The organism is Lutispora saccharofermentans, from assembly GCF_024363565.1.
Lineage (GTDB): Bacteria > Bacillota > Clostridia > Lutisporales > Lutisporaceae > Lutispora > Lutispora saccharofermentans.
Map to the genome: position 1 here is coordinate 35610 of NZ_JAJEKE010000007.1, position 22762 is coordinate 58371.

Sequence of the window (22762 nt, forward strand, 5' to 3'; positions counted from 1 at the left end):
GGGAGGATAAGTATGAAAAAAGAAAACGTAAGGGTAATTATATGGGGTTTAGGTGCTATGGGCGGTGGTATGGCAGATATGCTTCTCAAAAAGAAAGGCGTTGATATCGTCGGTGTTGTTGGCAGGGGAGCCAAGATAGGAAAAAGCATCTATGAATTCATTCAAACCGAAAGAGGAGACCGGCCTGATGTAATAATTGATACTTATGAAAATGTAATCACAGAAAAGGCAGCAGATGTTGTGCTTTTGTGCACAGACTCCTTTACAAGGAATGCTTTTGATAAAATTAAATATTGTTTGGAGAAAAAAATAAATGTGGTTTCAAGTGCTGAAGAAATGGCGTATCCGCAAGCCCAGGAGCCAGAACTGGCTGCAGAGATGGACAGGATTGCCAAGGAGAACGGTGTAACGGTTCTCGGTACAGGAATCAACCCCGGCCTTATAATGGACCTGCTTGTAGTATGCTTGACAGGAGCATGTATAGATGTGGACCACGTCACTGCAAGAAGAGTCAACAGCTTATCTCCTTTCGGTCCTGCTGTTATGCATGAGCAAGGAATAGGAACGACAGTAGAGGAATTCAAAGAAGGAGCAGCAACCGGAAAGATAGCAGGCCATGTAGGGTTTAATGAATCAATAAGAATGATTTCCGATGCCTTAGGTTGGAAGTTAAGCGGTAAGGTAGAACAAACTATGGAACCTATAGTTACCAATGTCCATAGAAAAGCTCCCTATGCCGAAGTACAGCCTGGCTATGTTGCAGGCTGCGCAATGAAAGGCTATGGATATGTAGATGGAGAACTGAAAATAGAGATGGATCATCCGCAGCAGATTGAACCTGAGACAGAAGGTACAAATACCGGAGATTATGTAATAATAAAAGGAACACCAAATATTAATATGGCTAATAAGCCTGAGGTTCCCGGAGGGATAGGGACAATCGCTATGTGTGTCAACATGATACCCCATGTAATAAATGCTAAACCGGGCCTAAAAACTATGATTGATTTGCCGGTTCCGAGAGCTATAATGGGTGACATGAGAGAGCTTATAGAGGAATAATAAGCCGCAAAAATATTTGCACTGGGATATTTAAAAGTAGGAGGGGATTATTTCAATGGATATGGTGAGAAAAGGTGACTGGGTGCAGATTCATCAAATAGTGCTAAAACCTGAAGAAAGAGCAGCGCATCTTCCTGAAGATACGAAAAAAGTTCCTTTGGAGTTATGGGTAAAAGGTTTTGCACTTGAAGACGGAAAAATAGGCGACGAGATTGAGATTCAGACGGTTACAGGAAGAAAAGTAAAGGGTGAGCTTCTAAAAGTAAATCCCAGATACATCCATGACTTTGGAGACTATGTTCCTGAGTTGACTAAGATAGATATGCAGCTAAAGGAAATAGCTTTCGGAGGTGGAAAAGATGAATAGAGATATGTCGTACTCTGCAGTGATGAGCAGAAAAAATGAAATAATGAAAAAAGCTATAGGCATAGACTACAGTCTATTTGAATCCGGCGGTATATCCTTTGATTATGAAAGGATGATGAGGGAAGCGGGATACAGCCTTGAGGAAATTCAGAGAATACAATCAGGAACAGGTGTAGGCAACACACCGATTCTGGAACTTAGAAATATTACAGCTCTGGCAAGGAAATGCGCTCCCAAAGGTAAAGGGGCCAGAATATTCATAAAGGATGAAGCAGCCAACCCGTCCGGAAGCTTTAAGGCTAGAAGAGCGGCTAATGCAGTGTATCATGCCAAAAAATTAGGCTATAAAGGCGTAATTGCTGCTACCAGCGGCAACTATGGTGCGGCTGTCGCTTCACAGGCTGCTATGGCAGGATTGAAATGCATAATAGTACAGGAATGCTATGACAGTAAAATGGTAGGCCAGCCGGAAATACTGGAAAAGCAGAGGGTTTGCGAAGCCTATGGAGCAGAAGTCGTTCAACTTTCGGTGGGGCCCGAGCTTTTCTATACCTTCTTGCGCTTACTTGAGGAAACAGGTTATTTCAATGCCTCTTTGTATACTCCTTTTGGTATTGCCGGAGTGGAGACTTTAGGATATGAGCTGGTTATGCAATTTAGAGAAAAATTGGGGAAGGATCCTGATAAAGTATTGATAACCCATGCAGGCGGTGGCAATGTAACAGGAACTGCAAGAGGCATAATAAAAGCGGGAGCAGATAAGGTAGAGGTGGTTGGAGCAAGTGTTGATCTATCAGGCTTGCATATGGCCTCGGATAAGGATTTTAACAGAAAATCCTTTACAACCGGCCATACAGGTTTTGGAATTCCGTTCGCTACATGGCCTGACAGAGCTGATGTTCCCAGAAATGCCGCAAGACCTTTGAGATATCTGGATAGATATCTGATAGTAAAGCAAGGTGAGGTTTTCTTTGTTACAGAAGCATTATCCGTGTTGGAGGGCATCGAAAGGGGACCTGCTGGAAACACTTCTTTGACAGCAGCATTTGCCCTTGCTCAGGAAATGGATGAGGATCAAACAATAGTAGTTCAGGAAACTGAGTATACCGGCGCCGGAAAACATCCTATGCCGCAAATAAGCTTCGCCAAGCAAAACGGCATTGAAGTGTTATTTGGTGACCCGGATGAAGAGATACCGGGCAAAAACATTGTTTTCCCGGATGAACCGTCAAAAATTAAGATAAGAGATTTTGATCTAAGCAAAGCGAAAGCTTCTTATATTAAAAATGCAATAAACAATTATGGAAAAACTGAAATAAACAGGAATGATTTTGATTTCCTCATAAAAGATGCGAAGAGCGATGAGGAATTTGTGCTGTCTGTATTGACTGAGCTTGGGGTAAAGATATCCTAATTGTTCAACACTGAACTAACCTGCTCTAAGACTTCCGCCTCTGTAGGCGGCGGGTGTCAAGAGCGGCTAAGTCCAGTATGGACTCGACTAACATTCAGTGGGGTTTGAATCCCCCTCTGAATGAAGTCTCGTTCAACAGGTAGTTAATTAATAATGGAGGGGTGCCAAGTGAAAAGACCGGATGATTATGAAAAGAGAAGAGAACATTTGAAGGCTTTAACAGATGAACAATTGAAAGAAAGATTTTGGGAGCTGGCCAATAAAATAGTTGAGCCTATGCTTGATATGGGATACAAATACACTACTCCTTCAATAGAAAGAAGCATCCTTTTAAGAATGGGGCTTTCCAGCATTGAGGTAAAACCCATAGTAGATGGTGTGACAAAAAAAGGCTTGATGGGTAAAGGCGCCGGCAATGTTGTATGGAGGCTTTCCAAGAAGCTGGGGATTTCCGTACGGGAAGCGGGCTTAGCTTTGGCTGAGGGCAAGTATTGGGACGAAGTTGATGCTCTTTTTGAAGGAGGGAAAAACTGATGAAGCTTGATCCTAATAAAAAGATAGATATAAAAGAACTTTTACAAGATCTAGAAAGCTATAGACCCAGAAGGAGAGGCTGGCATTGGCGTGATGGAAGGGATCAGAAGAGGCAGATCGGTGATTTTGAATATCTTGAATCTTCGGAAGGCCTTAAGAATTATGTTCCTCTCCCGGGCAGCAGAGGCTTCGGCTATATAGATCCTCAGCCTGATTGCGTTATCACAACAGAGATTGCTTCGGGCAGATTTGAGGATGATATAAGAAGGATGAGGATGGCCGCTTGGCACGGTGCAGATCATATAATGGTCATAAGGACGGCAGGACAATCCCACATCGATTCCTTGCTTGAAGGGACAAACCAAGGTATCGGCGGCATAATGGTAACCAGGAAACAGGTGAGAGCCAGCAGAAAAGCATTGGATATGATTGAAGATGAAGTGGGCAGGCCTATAAACTTTCACTCTTATGTTTCCGGTGTTGCAGGCCCGGACATAGCAGTAATGTTTGCAGAAGAAGGAATAAACGGTGCCCACCAGGATCCTCAATATAACGTGCTTTATAGAAATGTAAATATGGTAAGAAGCTTTGTTGATGCTTGTGAAGCTAAAAAAATTATGGCCTGGGCAGATATGCTGCAGATCGATGGCGCCCATAATGCCAACGCCACAGCCATGAAGGCCTGGAAGGTAATGCCTGAGCTTATGGTTCAGCATGCTATTAACTCTGCCTTTTCACAAAAAGTAGGAATAAAGCCTGAGAATATTGCATTGTCAACAGTACCTCCTACTGCGCCTCCGGCACCTTGTATGAGGCTTGACTTACCCTATGCTGTTGCTTTAAGGGATTTCTTCACCGAATACAAGATGAGAGCCCAGCAAAATACAAAATACATGGAATCCGATGCGAGGGAAGCAACCGTAACCCATACGCTGAACCTGATGATTTCCAGATTGACCGGTGCAGATATTCAGTCCACTATAACTCCTGATGAAGGGAGAAACGTGCCATGGCATTATAATAACATTGCAGCTATAAGTACGGCAAAGCAGGCATTAGACGGCATGGACGGACTGAAAGAAATGGTTAAAATCGATAGGGACGGGATACTGGGTAAAGATGTAAGGGAGCTCAAAGAAAGAGCCGTATTATTTATGGAGGAGATATTGGAAGTAGGAGGATACTTCAAATCAGTTGAAGACGGCTTCTTCATAGACAGCGGATATTATCCTGAGAGAAACGGCGATGGGATACCAAGACAAATCGACGGCGGTATAGGCGTAGGTGCGATTTTTGAAAGAGATAAGGACTATTTTGCTCCTGTATCCGTTCATTATGGATATAATGCAATTCCTGAAGGCTTTAAAAAAGCTTCTGATGCAATAGGCGGCGACACCTTTGAAGATCCTTCCAAGATCGTTTACGTTGATGAATTGGATGAATTTGATAATGTAAACGTTAGATTGGAAGAACTTGAAAGATACTATGATACAAAGATTGTTAAACCGGAAGTTGAATGGAGGGCCGATGGCGTTGTTGCAGTGACCATATTCTTTCCATTGGATGAAAGAACTGCTGAATTTGCAGCTATTAAATGCGGAGAAAAAATGGGCCTTGAAGATGTTACTGTGATCCATAAAAACGTTATGCATCCATCAGAAGGAACTCTGGTAGAGATTAAGGGTAAAGTAAAATTTGATATAAATATTGATGAATTGGTTATCCCTGAAAAGATTCCTGTATTATCCGAAGCAGAAATAAGAGAAGAAATACAGAAGAATCCTATGTTTGTTGTAGCTGCTACTGTAGGCGAGGACGAACACTCGGTTGGATTAAAGGAGACCCTTGATATAAAGCATGGCGGTATCGAAGGATTCGGTATAAAATATCTTTATTTGGGCACATCTTGTCCCGTTGAAAAGCTTGTGGACGCGGCCATAGAAACAAATGCGGATGCGATTTTGGCCAGCACTATAATAACTCACGATGATGTGCACATAAAGAATATGCGAAAGATTCATGAATTATGTATAGAAAAGGGTATAAGAGACAAAGTGATACTCGCATGCGGCGGTACTCAGGTAACTAATGAAATTGCAGTTGAAGCCGGCATGGATGCAGGCTTTGGACGAGGGTGCCATGGCATCGATGTAGCAAGTTTCCTCGTAAAAAAGAGAAGGGAAATGAAATAACAGGATGAAAATCGATGTTTTAGTTGCTGAAATTGGAAGTACTACAACTGTAATAAACGCCTTTAGAGGCATAGGATCCCCCTGTCCTGAGTTTTTAGGGCAGGGGCAAGCCCCTACCTCTGTACTGGCAGGGGATGTTACTATCGGATTAAAAGGCGCCATAGATGATTTGAAATATAATTTGAAGGCACATGATATAATCTATGATGAAATGCTTGCAACCAGCAGTGCTGCAGGCGGCTTAAGGATGACTGTGCATGGGCTCGTCTATGACATGACTGTCAGAGCTGCAAAGGAAGCTGCTCTGGGAGCCGGAGGCATCATCAAAATGGTCACTTCAGGCAAGCTGAGAAGAACGGATCTCAAAAAAGTAAAGGATATAAACCCCAATATAATACTTATAGCCGGCGGCGTTGATTACGGAGAAAGAGAAACAGCTTTGTACAATATGGAGCAACTAGTTTCTTTGGGCTTGGATATACCAATCATATATGCAGGTAATATAGAAAACCAGGAAGAGGCAGCTGAGATATGCGAGGATGCGGGGGTTAAGCTATATTTAGTAGATAATGTATATCCCAAGGTTGATATATTGAATGTTGAGCCTACGAGAAAAGTGATCCAGGATGTGTTTGAAGAGCATATAATTCATGCTCCGGGTATGAGTACGGTGCGAGAAATGGTTACCGGACCTATTATTCCAACTCCGGGAGCTGTTATGGAAGCAGCCAAGCTGTTGAAAGACGAGCTGGGGGATTTGGTAATATTTGACGTAGGCGGAGCCACTACTGATGTCCATTCTGTTACGGAAGGCTCTGAAGAAATCAATAAAATGCTCATAAGTCCCGAACCCTATGCAAAGAGAACTGTGGAAGGAGATTTGGGAGTATTTGTAAATATTAATCATATAGTAGAAAAAATAGGCTTGGAAGAATTAGAAGATGAGTTTTCCAATGTAGAAGAGCTCATTGAAAATGCAAAACCGATACCTGAAACAGAAGAAGAGAAAAGGTTTATTGAAAGGCTTACAAAAGAAGCAGTATTGACAGCCTTGGAAAGGCATGCAGGAACTCTTAGATATATATACGGACCTACAGGCAAAAAGACCATTGCAGAAGGCAAAGACTTGACAAATATAAAATATATTATAGGAACGGGCGGAGCTTTGACCCGGCTGCCTAATAGAGTAGAAATATTAAAATCTGCTGCAGATGACGGCAGAGGTCTTGAGCTTTATCCTGGTAATGATGCACAGGTACTTATTGATAACCATTATATTTTTGCTTCATTGGGAGTATTGTCTAAGAAATATCCTGAAGACGCTTTGAAGCTTATGAAAAATAGTCTTAATATAAAATAATATAATAGGGAGGATAGAAATGCGTTATCCTGCTTTAAAGATTGATTTGGCAAAATTAGAGAACAACACGAGATTCTTGGTTGAAAAATGCGCGCATTATGGAATCGGCGTTTCAGCGGTTACAAAAGTTTTTTGCGGAATCCCGGAAGTTGCTGAAGCAATGGCCAGAGGCGGTGCAGCATATTTAGCGGATTCAAGAATAGAAAATTTAATGAAAATGAGGAATATCAATCTGCCTAAAATGCTGCTCAGAATACCTATGCTGTCCCAAGTGGATGAGGTAATAGATTATGCTGATATCAGCCTTAACTCTGAGCATGAGGTTATAAGTGCTTTATCAAATGCTGCGATAAAGAAAGGGAAGACTCATGATATTATACTCATGGTAGATCTTGGTGATCTAAGAGAAGGGGTATGGGCAGATGAGGCTGTGGAATATGCAGGCAGAATTTTGGCATTGAATGGCATAAGGCTTATGGGCATAGGAACTAATCTGACTTGTTATGGTGCTGTAATCCCTAAGGCCGATAATTTATCAAAGCTGACAGATATAGCTGATCGCATAGAGCAAAGGTTTGGCATAAAGCTTTCCATCATATCCGGGGGCAACTCAAGCAGTTTATACCTTCTGGAAGAAGGAGCAATGCCTAGAAGGATTAACAATCTCAGGCTCGGAGAATCCATTGTTTTAGGCAATGAGACAGCTTATGGAAACAGGATAAAAGGAACCTTCAGCGATTGCTTTACTTTTTGTGCTGAGATAATTGAACTCAAGGAAAAGCAATCAGTGCCTGTAGGAGAAATAGGCGTGGATGCATTCGGAAACAAACCTACCTATGTTGACAGAGGAATAAGAAAAAGAGCCATACTGGCTGCAGGCAGGCAGGATTTAAAACCTGAAGGTCTTAGCCCTAAAGATGATGCAATAATCATTTTAGGAGCCAGCAGCGATCATATGATAATAGACGTAACCGACAGTGGCAGGGACTACTCCATAGGCGACATTGTCGAATTCACATTGGATTATGGAGCTCTGCTCTTGGCATCAACCTCTGATTATATAGAAAAAGTAATAGAATAATTTATTGATTGATGGGGCGTGTATGAAATACGCTCCATTTTTTTTAAAACTATTGATAATAATATGAATATAGTTATATATTATAGATATGTAAGCTAAAGGGGGTGAATTTTTGAAGAAACTGGTTTTGTTTTTAATTGTAGTATTAGTTCTAGGTTCAGGCACATCAATAGCGGAAGCCGATAGGAATTATTCAATAGATGTATTTCATGCAGAAGCACAGCTTAATCCAGATGGATCAATGGATGTTCAAGAGACCATAACATATGATTTCAAAGGTGAATTCAATGGGGTCTATAGGAAATTGATCACATCAGGCTCAAGCGGAATAGATAATATTGAAATAATGATCGGATATGACGGTCAGATCCCTATAATAGAAAATCACACGGGAAACAACAATACATATGAAATTTTAAAGGAATCTGATGGTTTAAGGATAAAGATTTATTCAAAATCAAAGGATGAGATAAAAAAATTCATCATAAAATACAGGGTCCTGAATGTTGCGGTGAAATATAACGATACCGCAGAATTATATTGGAAATTCATGGGTGAAGATACAGAGGTATATATCAGTGACTTTAAGATAAATCTAAGCTTGCCTGAAGGTGCAAGCAGCAGAGATATAAGAGCATTTGCCCATGGCCCCTTGTCTGGAAACATTGAAATTAAAGATGGCCGAAATGTAGTTTTGTCAGTAGGGGAGCTGCTGCCTCACAACTTTGTTGAAGCAAGAATATTGTTCCCGGTATCATTGATAGAAGCCTCACACAATGTTATATATAAAAATGCATTGAATGAGATCGTGAGCGAAGAAAAAAGATGGGTGGATGAAGCAAATTCAAAAAGGCGGAGAGCCAGGGCGCTTATTTTCTTTACATTTTTATATGCGGCTATTGAACTCTTGCTCATAGCTTATATATATTATAAGTATGATAAAGAGTATAAAACTGCATTTGAAGGCACTTATTACAGGGAGCTGCCCGCTGATTATTCTCCTGCGGTAATGTCTGTATTATGGAATTTTGGGAGAATAAATCCGCGAGATATAACCGCTACACTCATGGATTTAGTCAGAAGAAAATATATAAGCCTGAGCATGGAAGCAACAAAGAAAAAGGGCATATTCAGCAAATCAGATGATATAAATTATGCTTTTATATTAAATGAAAGCACAGATGCATCCGAGCTTTCAAAGCATGAGGCCTTTTTTATCGATTGGATATTCCATAATATAGGAAGCAGCAATAGGGTATCCTTAGATGATATCGAGAACTATGCAAAGAGTGAAACCGGAGCCCAGAATTTCAAATCTGATTATGATGCTTGGTTTGAGCATATCAAACAAGAAGCAGAGGCTTTTAATTTCTTTGATAAAACATCAGTTCAAGGTATGGTGCTGGGGATAATTGCTTCATTATTAGGCTTTGTTCTGGCAATATATACAATAATAGCTCACAAAAATATACTGGGCTTTGCGGCTTTATTATTAACTTCTTTGACGCTTATGATATACTCAATAACTGTAAAAAGAAGATCCAAATACGGTGTGCTTCAGTTTCAAATGTGGAAGGCGTTCAAGAGATTTCTCACCCATTTCAGCATGCTGGATAAAGCTGAGCTGCCATCGGTAATACTTTGGGAGCACTATTTAGTTTATGCAATATCTTTAGGAGTGGCAAAGGAAGTAATAAAACAGCTAAAGGTTATATTCAAAGAAGAAGATTTCAACAACAAGGGACTTACCTATATGTATTATGGATATTATGGCCGTGGATTCAATCATTTTGACGCTCTGAATACTGTAACAAGCACAGTCACAAGAGCAACGGAATCTACATATAAGCAAGCTGTCTCACAAATCTCATCATCCGGCGGAGGTGGCGGAGGATTCTCCGGTGGTGGTGGAGGCGGAGGTGGCGGTGGCGGAACAGGCGCCTTTTAAAAGATATTTAAGGAGGAATAAATATGAAATGGATTGTACTCATAATTTTAGCAGTTATATTGGGTGGAGTCATGTCTGTCTATAATGGACTTATAACCAGAAGAAACAGAGTAAAAAATTCCTGGTCTCAAATCGATGTTCAGCTTAAGAGGAGATTTGATCTGATACCAAATCTTGTAGAAACGGTAAAAGGCTATGCTTCCCATGAAAAGGAAACCTTAGAAAATGTCATAAAGGCAAGAAATACATATGTCAATGCTCAAACTCCGGAAGATGCCATGAATGCAAACAACCAGATAGCAGGCGCGTTGAACAAGCTGTTTGCACTTGCTGAAAGCTATCCTGACCTGAAGGCAAACCAGAATTTTGTTCACCTTCAGGCTGAATTGGCAAATGTAGAGGATAAAATAGGATATGCAAGACAGTTTTATAATGATACTGCGATGCTATATAATAATTTTAAGCAAATATTTCCCAATAGCTTGATTGCAAATATCTTCAATTTTAAGGATGAACCCTATTTTCAGGCAGATGAGATTGAAAGACATAATGTACAGGTCAAGTTTTAGGCAGAACAGTAATTGACCCTTAATCATTGCGTGTCCGAAAGGTTGGTATTTCTAATGAAAAAAGATCAAATAAGTATATTCGATATCAAGTTTAAGGAGGACCTAAAGAAAGAAGGCCCTTTGGCTGTGCGAATGCGGCCTGAATCCTTGGATGAATTTGTAGGGCAACGAGATATCATATCCCCCGGAAAACTTTTATATAGAGCAATAAAAGCAGATAAGCTCACTTCAATAATATTGTGGGGCCCGACAGGAAGCGGCAAAACTACTCTGGCAAGAATAATTTCAAATACTACAAAAGCATATTTTGAGCAAATAAATGCTGTGTCTTCAGGAATTCAAGAGATAAAAAGAGCTGTGGATGAAGCTAAAAGCCGAAGAGCATCGAATGGGCAGAAAACAATAATGTTTATAGACGAGATACATCGCTTTAACAAAGCTCAGCAGGATGCCCTTTTGCCCTTTGTTGAAGACGGGACTTTGATACTAATAGGTGCAACTACAGAAAACCCATATTTTGAAGTAAATAATGCTTTAATATCGAGGTCTATTGTTTTTAAGCTTAATCCGCTGTCGGAAGAAGAGATAGGAGAAATCATTATTAGATGTCTAAAGGACAAGGAAAAAGGATTGGGAGCCTTTAATGCGTCAATAACCGATGAGGCTTTGAAGCTTCTGGCTGCTTTATCAAACGGAGATGCCCGCCAGGCTCTCAATGCTTTAGAACTAGCCGTAATTTCTACTGAAAAAAATTCCCAGAATGAGATCATCCTTGACAAGGATATAATTTCTGAATGTATTCAAAAAAAAGCATTGAATTATGATAAAACGGGCGATAATCATTACGATACCATATCTGCTTTTATTAAAAGCATGAGGGGTTCCGATCCTGATGCGGCAATACATTACCTGGCTAAAATGATATATGCAGGCGAAGATCCCATGTTTATTGCCAGGAGAATTATTATTTGTGCATCAGAAGATGTCGGAAATGCTGACCCGATGGCAATTACTGTTGCAGTGAATGCAGCAGAAGCAGTAAAGATGATAGGCATGCCGGAGGGAAGGATAATACTGGCTCAAGCTGCGATTTATGTAGCAACCGCCCCAAAGAGCAATGCATCCTATCTGGCGATTAATAAAGCTTTAGAAGATGTTGCAAATAAAAATACGGGGCTTGTCCCATATCATCTAAGAAATGCCGCTTTTAAAGATGCAGAAAAGCATGGATATGGCATAGGATATAAATATCCGCATAATTTCGAACAAAATTATGTGGAGCAGCAGTATATGCCTGACGATTTATTGGGTATTACATATTACTCCCCTTCAGATAATGGCTATGAAAAGGATATTAAGAAGCATCTTATGAATTTAAAAAATAAATAGACTCAATGGATCATTTGAACCATTCAGTGAGTGCTCTTATAAACCCTTTTGGTTTATTGGGGTATTCTTCGCTGGATACCTCATTTTTTTCTTTGCTTTCCTCTATAATCATTGGCTTTTCAGATTCAACCCCAGATAGCAAAGGAGAGTGATTAAGCTTTATTGATGTAGGACTTGATTTCATAAAATTTTCTCTAAAGTTGCTTTGCTTGAGAGTCGGGGCGCTGTATTTATGAGAAGTTTCATTCATTCTTTCTTTTCTAGGCATTGCTTCCTTATAAGTATCTTTTTCTTCTAATTTATTTATTTTTCTATTCAAGATTTCTACCTTTTCTGTCAGCAGATCCATTTGATCCAGTATCATAGAAGCTCTGCCAGGGGAAATTATATTGTCATTTGATTTGTCTTCTTCTATAACCATGGATTCGTTGCAAGGGTATAGAATTTCAAGCTTATCATCTATTGAACATATTGTCTCTCTAGAATCTATGCCCAAATCGAAATTATCCTTTATTTCTTTGACAATATATAAGTTAGGAAGCTGGTTTAAAGGGATTTGATCATACTTTTCCCATTGCTTTAAAAATACATTATAGTTGTTTTCATAATAATATTCGCTGTCAGCATAGCATATTTTCAATATATCATCATTAAGCTCCATGACCATGTATGAATCTTTTGATACAATATTTAGCTTAATAATATCAATGAGCAAAAAGATAGATTCTCTTCTCAATTGCTTAGTGAAATAAAATAAGTTAAGCATATTATTATCCAAGCTATAGCAAAACAAATTCAGGTTATTTTCATGAATCAGCATCTTTATATATATGTTATTGCGGTTTAGATTAATTATAGGAGTTTTAATCCATTTTCCGCTCTTTGCATTATAATTGCAATAATTTAAGGATGAGGTTTCGCCATCGTATAATGTTGATACCAGATGAAGCATATCAAAGCCTGTTGATTTAATATCTATTGAAAATTCCATCGCTTTGAGGTATATCTCAGATATGAAGTTTTTTTCCCAACCATCCTTTGTCCTTCTTAATTGAAACAAGTCATAATAGTAATCAAGTGATAATTTCTTTGCGTATACGATATGTATACCGTCAGTCAATGCGAATAGTCCCATAGGAATAATGCTCCCAAAGTCTTTGCGGAGAGATAGTTCTTCCATATTCCATCCTTCACCGTCGAAGGTTAAAAGCAAGAAAGTCTTGTTTCGCCCCTGACACAGCAAATATATATCATCCTCCTGAGATTTAGCGCAGAAAAAGCTATCATATACGCTGTCTATTAATATGGTTTCTTTTGTATCTCCATCAAAATCTAATGCTTTGCAATATATTGCTGAGTTATCATAGTAAATTAAAAATTTATTTCCTTTAGCTTCTAAAATAACTCTATAAGCATAAGCGTTGAACATCTTACTACCACCTTTTTTAATAACCTACAAAATTATATGGTTTTGGTTAAAATTTTATGTTGCTTATTAAAGTCAAATTCTTTACACAAAAAAGAGAACTTTACATATTATGTACTATGAAAGATATAATCATGTAAGGAAGGTGTTCATATATGCCATTGCCTCAGGTAGAATGCACTGGTTCAATAAGCATAGGGGGAACCACGATATTCAAAGAGTGTGTAAAGGTTAAAAAGGTATTTGATGAATTCGTTTTAAGAGAATGCGTAGAAGGCATTGAATTTGAAGTTGATGAATGCCATGAGAATTTCAGAGGAAGCATTGAGCCCACATTGATACTAAGAAATTGTGTTATCATTAATCCTCAAATCAAGAATGCCTCCACAAATTCGGAGAAAAGACTTAGATTTTCAGGAAAGTGCTGCTGCCAAGTATTTGCTAAAGACTCAAAGGGAAATATAATCAGACTTAGGGTAAAAAGTATACCATCAGGAACAGCACTATCAAAAGGACCAAACGGAGAATTGTGCTTTAGCTTCAGTGTCAGAAGAATATATCCGGGAGTAACAGAGGAGACATTTAACAGATTGCTTCACTTTATTGATCAAGAGGCCTTTGAATTGCAATGCTTAAGTGAAGCAGTTATTGATGAAGAAAACAACGAATTTACAGGCGATACCCTCATAACAAATATAGGAATTTTTGTTGCTATTAAATTTGATGCTGAGGTTCAATTATGCATACCTGTATTTGGAACCTGTGAAATCACTGATGAGTGCTCAGAAGAAGAGTTCTGTGATACTTTTGAGCTCATAGATATTCCAAACTTTAATCCTCCTCAAATAAATGATGAAAACCCCTACTGCGATTAATAGAATACTATGCATAGGGATATGATCACAAAAAACTCAGTTATAGCCGATGTAATAAAACAATATCCTAAATCTCTAAAAGTCTTCAGATTTTATCACGTTGATAGACTTGGGTGCGGCTGAGGAGGATTCTCAAAGTTAACGATTGAGCAGGCTGCTCAAATGAGAAGAATAGATATAGATAAACTACTTATAAGACTGAACAAATCAATAAAAGGTTAGAACTTTCTAACCTTTTATTGATTATTATACATCAGGTATTGCTGATACACATTTGTATCGGCAATTTAATATAGATTGGCGCAGCTCAAGGCTATAGGTCTTAGGCTGCGCCTTAATATATTATTAGAAATTACAAATAATATGTAAAAAATAATTGACAGCATTTATATAAAGTGATAAATTTAAAGAAGAAATCCTAGTTTATTAGTAGGAATTCAAAAAGGAGGTTGATATTTTGATACTGTCAACTAGAGGCAGATATGGTCTAAAAATGATGCTTGAATTAGCATTAAACTATGGAAAAGGTGCAATGCCTCTGAAAGATATAGCGAATAAACAATCACTTTCAGATACATACCTTGAACAATTGATATCACCTCTAAGAAAAAGCGGTCTTGTTACCAGTACCCGAGGAGCCCAAGGGGGTTATGAATTAGCAAAGGAGCCGTCAAGAATAAAAGTAGGAGAAATTATAAGAATTCTGGAAGGTTCGCTGGCTCCGGCGGAATGTGTATTGGAAAGTGAACCTGAATGCAGCAAAGCAGATTACTGTGCTACAAGACTCTTATATGAGAAGATTACAGAGGGCATCAACAACGTTATTGACTCGATAAACCTTCAGGATATGGTCGATGACTATCATAGGCTTAATAACAATACAAATATAAAGAGGAGAAATGAAGATGAATAAAAGAATATATCTTGATCATTCAGCAACAACAGGGACCAAGCAAGAAGTTTTGGAAGAAATGCTGCCAGTATTTACAACCAATTATGGGAACCCCTCCAGTGTTCACAGCTTTGGAAGAGATGCCAAAAAACTTGTTGATCAAGCTAGAATGAGAGTTGCCAAGGCTTTAGGCGCCTTGCCTGAAGAGATATTTTTTACTGCCGGAGGTACTGAAGCAGATAATTGGGTATTGAAAGGTGTCGCCTATGCAAACAAGAATAAAGGGAATCATATAATAACAACTGCCATAGAGCATCATGCGGTTCTGCATACCTGTGAGCAATTAGAAAAAGAAGGATATAAAGTAACCTATCTTCCAGTAGACAGTTACGGAATGATAAGCCTTGAAGATTTAAAAGCGTCAATAACTGATGAGACTATTCTCATATCAATAATGTATGCCAATAATGAAATAGGCACCGTACAACCCATAGAGGAGATTGGGAAAATTGCAAGGGAGAGAAAAATATATTTTCACACTGATGCAGTTCAAGCAGTTGGAAATGTTAAAATAGATGTAAAAGCACAGAATATCGATATGCTGTCCCTTTCCGGCCACAAATTTTATGGCCCTAAAGGTATAGGCGCACTATATATCAGAAAAGGGACCAAGATATTGAACCTGATTTTAGGCGGAGGACAGGAAAGAGGTAGGCGTGCAGGAACAGAGAATGTGCCGGGAATTGTAGGGCTCGGTAAAGCGATAGAATTAGCAACGGAAAATATTGATAGCCATAATGAGAAGCTGCTAAAGATGAGAAAAAAGCTCATAGATGGGGTTATGGAAAAAATACCTTATACAAGATTGAATGGTCATCCGGAAAAGAGGCTGCCCAACAATGCAAATTTCTGCTTTCAATACATTGAGGGAGAATCTTTGCTTCTGAATCTTGATATGAAGGGGATTGCCGGTTCAAGCGGTTCTGCATGCACATCCGGTTCATTGGATCCGTCTCATGTGCTCTTAGCCATAGGCTTGTCCCATGAAATAGCCCATGGATCTTTAAGATTGACTTTGGGCGATGATAATACGGAAGAGGATATAGATTATGTTTTGGAAGTTTTGCCTGAGATAGTACAGAGGCTCAGAAGCATGTCTCCGTTGTATGAGAAAGTAAAGGGAGGAAAATAATAATGTACAGTGAAAAAGTAATGGATCATTTTACTGCACCTAGAAATGTAGGTGAAATAGATAATGCTGACGGCATAGGCGAAGTAGGCAATGCAAAATGTGGAGATATAATGAAGATATACCTGAAAATAGAGGATGATGTTATTGAAGACGTCAAATTTAAAACCTTTGGATGTGGAGCAGCTATTGCTACAAGCAGCATAGCCACAGAAATGATAAAAGGCAAAACCATAGATGAAGCGCTCCAACTCACTAATAAGGCTGTGGTTGAAGCTTTGGATGGTTTGCCGCCTCAAAAGATACATTGCTCTGTATTGGCAGAAGAAGCAGTTAAAGCTGCTATAGAGGATTATAAAAAGAAAAATAATAAATAACGATAGAAAACAATATAGTAGGTGCAACGGATGAAGGAAAGGGTAATTATCGGTATGAGCGGCGGCGTTGATAGCTCTGTGGCTGCTTACCTTTTGAAAGAACAGGGCTATGATGTTGTTGGAGTAACGATGAAGCTTAGAAGTAATGAGGATTTTGAAAAGGACAGCGGAAGAGACAACTGCTGTTCTCTTTCTGCTGTAGATGATGCCAGGCGGGTATGCAACAAGCTTGGCATCCCTTTCTATGTAATGAATTTTACTGAGATATTTGATCAAAAAGTGGTTAACTATTTTATTGATGAGTATTTCAAAGGAAGAACTCCCAATCCATGTATAGCCTGCAATAAATATGTGAAATTTGATGCGTTGTTAAGAAAAGCCGAAGCCCTGGAAGCTAAATATGTGGCAACAGGTCATTATGCAAGAATCATGCATGATGAGAATCTTGGCAGATATTTGATCAAAAAATCAGCAACTGCTGCAAAAGATCAAACTTATGTACTATACAACTTGCTTCAAAATCAGCTGGAACACATTCTTATGCCTTTAGGCGATTATACAAAAGAAGAAACGAGAAGGATTGCTGCAGAGCTGGACCTAGAAGTGGCCGATAAACCTGACAGCCAAGAAATTTGCTTTGTAGAAGATAATGACTATGGGAAGTTTCTGGAGCAAAAACGAGGGCAGCATATTAAACCGGGCAAATTCTTGGATACAAAAGGCAATGTGCTGGGAACGCATAAAGGTATAGTGTATTACACTGTGGGGCAGAGGAAGGGCCTTGGTATAGCTCTTGGAAAGCCGATGTTTGTTGTGGATATCATAGCCGAGAAAAACCAAGTCATACTGGGTGAAGAAAGTGAAGTGTTTAAAGATGAGCTTATAGCAATAAATACAAATTTTCTTCCCTTTGATCGACTTCAAAATCCAATGAGAGTCAAAGCAAAAATAAGGTACAGCGCAAAAGAAAGCAGTGCCTGGGCTATGCCTATTGCAGAAAACCGTATAAAATTGATTTTTGATGAAGCTCAAAGAGCTATAACACCAGGTCAAGCTGTGGTATTTTATCAGGATGATTATTTGATCGGCGGAGGAGTAATACTGAAATAATAACTCTAAAAGTATAAAATAACACTAATAGGCTAATATTATTTGTAGATACGAGACTTCGTTCAGTGTTAAAAAGCTTTTGGAGGTGTATTCATGTCTGATGATAAAATGAACACAAGAGATTGCTTGCAGAGAGCCTGGATGAATACTATGGAGCAGGTTCGTGATTTTGAAATGTATTCTAAAAGAATAGAAGACGAAAAAGTTGCGGATGTTTTCAAAAAATTTGCCGAAGAGCAAGGGATGCAAGCTAGCAGCTTAAAGGAAATGTATAATAAATATGAGCAAGATCAATAAAGACCGTTGTACGGTCTTTATTTTTTATAATTCATAGAAATCATAAATTCCCTTAGTTTTAATTTGACCTGATGAATTTTAAGAAAGGCTTCCAATGGAAGCCTTTCTTACATTATATTTCAATCATTTTTTTTTACCGACTACAAATGATAATGATAAGCAAAATATTTAGGGGGTTTTATCATTGATCAGATGCAGCGAAATATTAGAAAAGCCTATCTTTAACAATAAATCTAAAGAGATGTTCTCTTTAGTATATGATGTTATATTAAAAAAGAATAGCAATAAAATACTAGGCTTTGTCTGGAGAAGAAAAATTCTCAAAAAAGAATTCTCCTTAATTTTATATAACGATTTATTATCTGTAAACAAAGATGGATTATATGTCAAAAGCAGTTATGTGCCTCATGACTTTGATTATAATAATAGTTTATATTTTGGTTTATCATATAAACATGACTTTTCAAATAAAATAGTCTTAAATAGAGATAATGAGCTTATCGGTATTATCAGAGATGCATTGTTAGATATGGAAACAGGATCCTTTACATGCTTTGAATTTTCAGAAGGCTATATAGACGATATTTTTACAGGCAGAAAACTTATTGCAGCAGGGTCCGGCTATAAGATTGATTCAAATGCAGTAACTCTTTTCTATAAAGATATAGTGCAGGAACAAGGCAGAGGCTTGCTCAATATGAATAAGCTTATTTAATAAATTTAATGGGTTGATATATATGATAAATCATATAAACAATATAAACAATAAAAAAGTCTTATATAAGCTGATCAAATATTTAATTATATTTATTATTTTGTTGCTTGCTTATAAATATAGGGCATTTTTGTCCAATATTCTAAACCCATTTCTTATATCGGCACTGCTTGCCTATCTTCTTAATCCAATAGTGCATTTTTTTCAGAAGAAAGGCCTAAAAAGGCTTAATAGTGTTATTTTAGTATATACCATATTTCTATCATTAGTTATATTCTTCGGTTTATTTATAATCCCAAAGCTATTTAAAGATATTTCTGTTTTAGTAGAAAGCATACCTATATACGCACAGCAGTTCAAAAATCTGTATAAAAAGTTTCAGGACGGATATATCAATAGTGATTTGCCTCAAGGACTTAAAGATATAATTGATGATAATATGCTGCTTGTTCAGAATATGATTCTCTCTTTTTTGCAAAATGCTGCTGATTCAATAATAAATTTTTTTTCAAAAGCATTCAATTTCATTATAGTGCCTGTGCTTACTTTTTACATGCTTAAGGACTCTGAATACTTTAAGAACCAGCTCATACTAATATTGCCGAAATCAAAAAGGAATAAAGTTCTTCAACTATTTAAAGATATTGATAATGTTTTCGGCAAATATATAAGAGGGCAGATATTTATTTCATCGGTTGTAGGAGTGCTGACAACCATAGCATTGGTTTTAATCAGGGTCAAGTACTCTTTGACTCTGGGAATATTTGCAAGCATCTCTAACATCATACCATATTTTGGCCCAATAATAGGTATGATACCAACTATAATATTTGCTTTTCTAGATTCACCGACAAAAGCACTATATGCAGCAGGAGCTTACCTGTTAGTACAGCAAATTGAAAGCGGCATTATAACACCTAAAGTAATAGGAGAAAGCGTTGGTATACATCCTATATATGTGATCATGGCTTTGCTTATAGGCGGTAAAATTTTCGGCGTTACAGGCTTAATAATAGCCGTGCCCGTTGCTGCAGTAATAAAGCTGTGCATGCGTCATTTTTTGAAAAATATTATTTAAAAAACTGCATATAATACCAGGAAGTTGACAAAATTTGTACAGTAATATATAATTTTTGTTATTAATAATTACATATTATGCTGAAAAGAAATATAATGAAGTCCCGTGGAATTGGCTTCATCCCATTAGGGATGAAGATTTTTATAATTCATAGAAAAGTATGAATTTAAAGAAAGGCTCCCCTTATAGTTAAAATGCTTCCCAAGGAAGCCTTTCTTATTACCTACATTTACTTTAAGAGGAGGATAACTATGGAGAAGCTAGGCTTAAATGAAATAAGAGAGAAATTTCTTAGTTTTTTTGAAACGAAAGCCCACCTAAGGCTTAAAAGCGCATCTCTGGTCCCTGAAAAGGATAAGAGTCTTCTATTGATAAATTCAGGTATGGCACCATTAAAACCCTTTTTTACCGGTCAGGAAACGCCCCCCAATAAAAGAGTGACGACCTGCCAAAAATGCATAAGGACTCCTGACATTGAGAGAGTAGGAAAAACAGCTCGGCATGGAACTTTCTTCGAAATGCTGGGAAATTTTTCTTTTGGCGATTATTTTAAAGAAGACGCGATCGCTTGGGCATGGGAGTTTTGTACAAAATGGCTGGAGCTGCCGGAAGATAGGCTTTGGGTTACTATTTATCAGGATGACGATGAAGCTTTTGAAATCTGGAATGAAAAAATAGGAGTAGCACCTGAAAAGATTGTAAGAATGGGTAAGGAAGATAATTTCTGGGAAATTGGATTAGGACCTTGCGGACCCTGTTCTGAGATTTATTTTGATCGCGGGGAAAAATATAGCTGCGGCAAACCTACCTGCAAATTCGGATGCGATTGTGACAGATATATTGAGTTCTGGAATCTGGTCTTTACCCAGTTCGATAAAGATGAGGAAGGCAATTATAACAGATTGGCTAACCCAAATATTGATACAGGCATGGGTTTGGAAAGAATGTCTGCTATAATGCAAGAGGTCGATAATATTTTTGAAGTAGATACAATAAAATATACCTTAGAATATATATGCAGCCTGGCTGGAGTAGAATACGGAATGGATGAAAAGACTGATGTATCTATAAGGGTTATAACTGACCATATCAGAAGCGTTACTTTCATGGTTTCTGATGGAGTATTGCCGAGCAATGAAGGCAGAGGGTACGTTTTAAGGCGGCTTCTTAGAAGAGGTGCAAGACATGGCAAGCTGCTAGGGCTTAAAGGAGCCTTCCTGAGCAAGGTTTCAAAGAAAGTGATTGAACTGTATCATAATGCATATCCTGAGTTAAAAGAAAAAGAAGAATATATTGAAAATATAATTGACATAGAAGAAGAGAGATTTGAGGAAACCTTAGAGCAAGGCCTGGAAAAATTACAGGAATATATCGAGCTTATGGGTGACAGCGACACACTTTCAGGGGAAGCTGCATTCAAGCTTTATGACACCTACGGATTTCCTCTGGACTTAACAAAGGATATTCTGGAAGAACAGGGACTGAAGGTTGACGAATATTCCTTTGCCAATGAGATGGAGCTTCAAAGAGAGAGGGCTAGGACAGCTAGAGGTGATAATGAGGCAGAAGGCTGGAAAGAAGATATATATTCCAAATTGGATAAAGATGTAAAGACGGATTTTGTAGGATATGATAAATTGACCGTCCACAGTATTATTAAAGCAATTATTGCAGATAATATCATAGTTGATAAAGGTAAAAAAGGAGATAATATAAGCGTTATATTGCCTGAGACACCTTTTTATGCAGAGAGCGGAGGCCAATTAGCAGATTCTGGGTTTATTGAAGGAGAAAGCTTCAAACTCCAGGTTGTAGACTGTAAAAAAGTAGTCGGAGGAAGATATGCGCACAGTTGTGTAGTTTTAGAAGGCGAGGTTTCTGTAGGTGACAAATGTGTCGCTACGGTAGATAAGAAGCAAAGATTGGCTACAGCAAGAAATCATTCAGTGACACACTTGCTTCATAAAGCCCTTAGAAATATACTGGGATCTCATGTAGAGCAAGCGGGCTCCCTTGTGGAAAAGGATAGGCTAAGGTTTGATTTCTCTCATTTTAAGGCGATGACTGAAGATGAGATCAAAAAGGTGGAAAGAGAAGTAAACGCCAACATATGGAAGGGAATGGACATAACCATAACCGAAACAACGATAGAGGAAGCTAAGAACATGGGTGCCATGGCTCTGTTTGGAGAGAAGTATGGCGATATTGTAAGGGTTGTGAAAATGGGGGATTACAGCATAGAGCTATGCGGAGGAACCCATATGAACAATACAAGCCAAATAGGAATGTTTAAAATAGTAAGTGAAGGCGGAATCGCGGCCGGCGTAAGAAGGATTGAAGCGATTACAGGAGAAGCCTTATATGAGTATCTTTTAGATAAAGAAAACCTTATAATCAATGCATGTTCAAAATTAAAAACAAATGAAGATGAGCTGCTGAGAAAAATAGAACATACAATTAAAGATGCGAAAAGCATGGAAAAAGAAATACAGTCATTAAAGGGCAAAATTGCAGAAGCGGTTTTAGATGAGTATTTAGCCCAAGCAAGTGAAGTTAAAAATGTAAGATATGTTGTGATTGATGCGCATTCATCCAGCCTTGAAGACATGAGGGCTCTTGGAGATAAGATTAAGGAAAAACTGGATAATGGCCTGGTAATTCTCTATTCAAAAAGCACTGATAAAACAACTGTTTTGGCTATGGCATCAAAATCTGCAGTATCAAAGGGCATACATGCAGGAAATATAATAAAGGAAATAACTAAAATAGGCAATGGCAGCGGCGGCGGAAGGCCTGATATGGCTCAAGGCGGTATAAAGGATAACGGCAAGATTGGCGAAATAAAGGACGCCCTGCCTGTAATAATTGCAAAGCAAATATAATAAAA

At 38.2% G+C, this 22762-nt stretch carries 20 protein-coding genes; 19 read left to right on the plus strand and 1 reads right to left on the minus strand.

Annotated elements, in window-relative coordinates; all coding sequences use genetic code 11:
• The first annotated feature begins 12 nt into the window (after positions 1-12).
• The 10 genes from ord to LJD61_RS09470 all read left to right on the plus strand — a co-directional run bounded on the left by ord (position 13) and on the right by LJD61_RS09470 (position 11916).
• The gene (gene ord / locus LJD61_RS09425; protein WP_255227283.1) at positions 13-1062 is read left to right on the plus strand and encodes a 2,4-diaminopentanoate dehydrogenase; all 1050 of its coding nucleotides are present in this window, start codon (positions 13-15) and stop codon (positions 1060-1062) included.
• A gap of 61 nt (positions 1063-1123) precedes the next feature.
• Positions 1124-1429, plus strand: coding sequence for a 2-amino-4-oxopentanoate thiolase subunit OrtA (gene ortA / locus LJD61_RS09430; protein ID WP_255227411.1), 306 nt, complete (start codon positions 1124-1126; stop codon positions 1427-1429).
• Entirely contained in the window at positions 1422-2843 is a 1422-nt protein-coding gene (gene ortB / locus LJD61_RS09435; protein WP_255227284.1) for a 2-amino-4-oxopentanoate thiolase subunit OrtB, read from the plus strand. Before ortA ends, ortB begins: the two co-directional genes overlap by 8 nt.
• Positions 2844-3011: 168 nt before the next feature.
• Complete coding sequence (locus tag LJD61_RS09440) at positions 3012-3377, plus strand: ornithine aminomutase subunit alpha (protein WP_255227285.1); 366 nt, start codon at positions 3012-3014, stop codon at positions 3375-3377.
• Complete coding sequence (gene oraE, locus LJD61_RS09445) at positions 3377-5569, plus strand: D-ornithine 4,5-aminomutase subunit OraE (RefSeq protein WP_255227286.1); 2193 nt, start codon at positions 3377-3379, stop codon at positions 5567-5569. Before LJD61_RS09440 ends, oraE begins: the two co-directional genes overlap by 1 nt.
• A 4-nt stretch (positions 5570-5573) precedes the next feature.
• On the plus strand, positions 5574-6929 hold the full coding sequence (locus LJD61_RS09450; RefSeq protein WP_255227287.1) for a GlmL-related ornithine degradation protein: 1356 nt from the start codon (positions 5574-5576) through the stop codon (positions 6927-6929).
• 19 nt (positions 6930-6948) lie between these two features.
• Positions 6949-8010 carry an ornithine racemase Orr gene (orr, locus tag LJD61_RS09455; protein WP_255227288.1) on the plus strand — a complete coding sequence of 354 codons (1062 nt, stop codon included), beginning with the start codon at positions 6949-6951 and terminating at the stop codon, positions 8008-8010.
• Positions 8011-8122: 112 nt separating this feature from the next.
• Positions 8123-9958, plus strand: coding sequence for a DUF2207 domain-containing protein (locus tag LJD61_RS09460; RefSeq protein WP_255227289.1), 1836 nt, complete (start codon positions 8123-8125; stop codon positions 9956-9958).
• Between the two features lie 23 nt (positions 9959-9981).
• Positions 9982-10527: a LemA family protein gene (locus LJD61_RS09465; RefSeq protein WP_255227290.1), complete on the plus strand. Its 546-nt coding sequence runs from the start codon at positions 9982-9984 to the stop codon at positions 10525-10527.
• A 69-nt stretch (positions 10528-10596) separates the two neighbouring features.
• Positions 10597-11916, plus strand: coding sequence for a replication-associated recombination protein A (locus LJD61_RS09470; protein WP_255227412.1), 1320 nt, complete (start codon positions 10597-10599; stop codon positions 11914-11916).
• Between the two features lie 10 nt (positions 11917-11926).
• Here the strand turns inward: LJD61_RS09470 and LJD61_RS09475 are convergent, their stop codons facing one another.
• Positions 11927-13345: a hypothetical protein gene (locus tag LJD61_RS09475; protein ID WP_255227291.1), complete on the minus strand. Its 1419-nt coding sequence runs from the start codon at positions 13343-13345 to the stop codon at positions 11927-11929.
• A 152-nt stretch (positions 13346-13497) separates the two neighbouring features.
• Here LJD61_RS09475 and LJD61_RS09480 point away from each other — a divergent pair, with 152 nt between their 5' ends.
• The 9 genes from LJD61_RS09480 to alaS all read left to right on the plus strand — a co-directional run bounded on the left by LJD61_RS09480 (position 13498) and on the right by alaS (position 22757).
• Positions 13498-14217, plus strand: coding sequence for a hypothetical protein (locus LJD61_RS09480; protein ID WP_255227292.1), 720 nt, complete (start codon positions 13498-13500; stop codon positions 14215-14217).
• A gap of 457 nt (positions 14218-14674) precedes the next feature.
• Positions 14675-15130, plus strand: a complete 456-nt coding sequence (locus LJD61_RS09485; RefSeq protein WP_255227293.1) for an RrF2 family transcriptional regulator — start codon at positions 14675-14677, stop codon at positions 15128-15130.
• A complete protein-coding gene (gene nifS, locus LJD61_RS09490; RefSeq protein ID WP_255227294.1) occupies positions 15117-16301 on the plus strand; it encodes a cysteine desulfurase NifS in 1185 nt (394 codons plus the stop codon). The genes LJD61_RS09485 and nifS overlap by 14 nt, the downstream gene beginning before the upstream one ends.
• Positions 16302-16303: 2 nt before the next feature.
• A complete protein-coding gene (nifU, locus tag LJD61_RS09495; RefSeq protein WP_255227295.1) occupies positions 16304-16675 on the plus strand; it encodes a Fe-S cluster assembly scaffold protein NifU in 372 nt (123 codons plus the stop codon).
• A 30-nt stretch (positions 16676-16705) separates the two neighbouring features.
• Positions 16706-17785 carry a tRNA 2-thiouridine(34) synthase MnmA gene (gene mnmA / locus LJD61_RS09500; RefSeq protein WP_255227296.1) on the plus strand — a complete coding sequence of 360 codons (1080 nt, stop codon included), beginning with the start codon at positions 16706-16708 and terminating at the stop codon, positions 17783-17785.
• Between the two features lie 93 nt (positions 17786-17878).
• The gene (locus tag LJD61_RS09505; protein ID WP_255227297.1) at positions 17879-18082 is read left to right on the plus strand and encodes a rubrerythrin; all 204 of its coding nucleotides are present in this window, start codon (positions 17879-17881) and stop codon (positions 18080-18082) included.
• Between the two features lie 184 nt (positions 18083-18266).
• Entirely contained in the window at positions 18267-18797 is a 531-nt protein-coding gene (locus LJD61_RS09510) for a PRC-barrel domain-containing protein (protein ID WP_255227298.1), read from the plus strand.
• A gap of 22 nt (positions 18798-18819) precedes the next feature.
• The gene (locus tag LJD61_RS09515) at positions 18820-19875 is read left to right on the plus strand and encodes an AI-2E family transporter (RefSeq protein ID WP_255227299.1); all 1056 of its coding nucleotides are present in this window, start codon (positions 18820-18822) and stop codon (positions 19873-19875) included.
• A 251-nt stretch (positions 19876-20126) separates the two neighbouring features.
• Entirely contained in the window at positions 20127-22757 is a 2631-nt protein-coding gene (gene alaS, locus LJD61_RS09520) for an alanine--tRNA ligase (protein WP_255227300.1), read from the plus strand.
• Positions 22758-22762 lie beyond the last annotated feature (5 nt).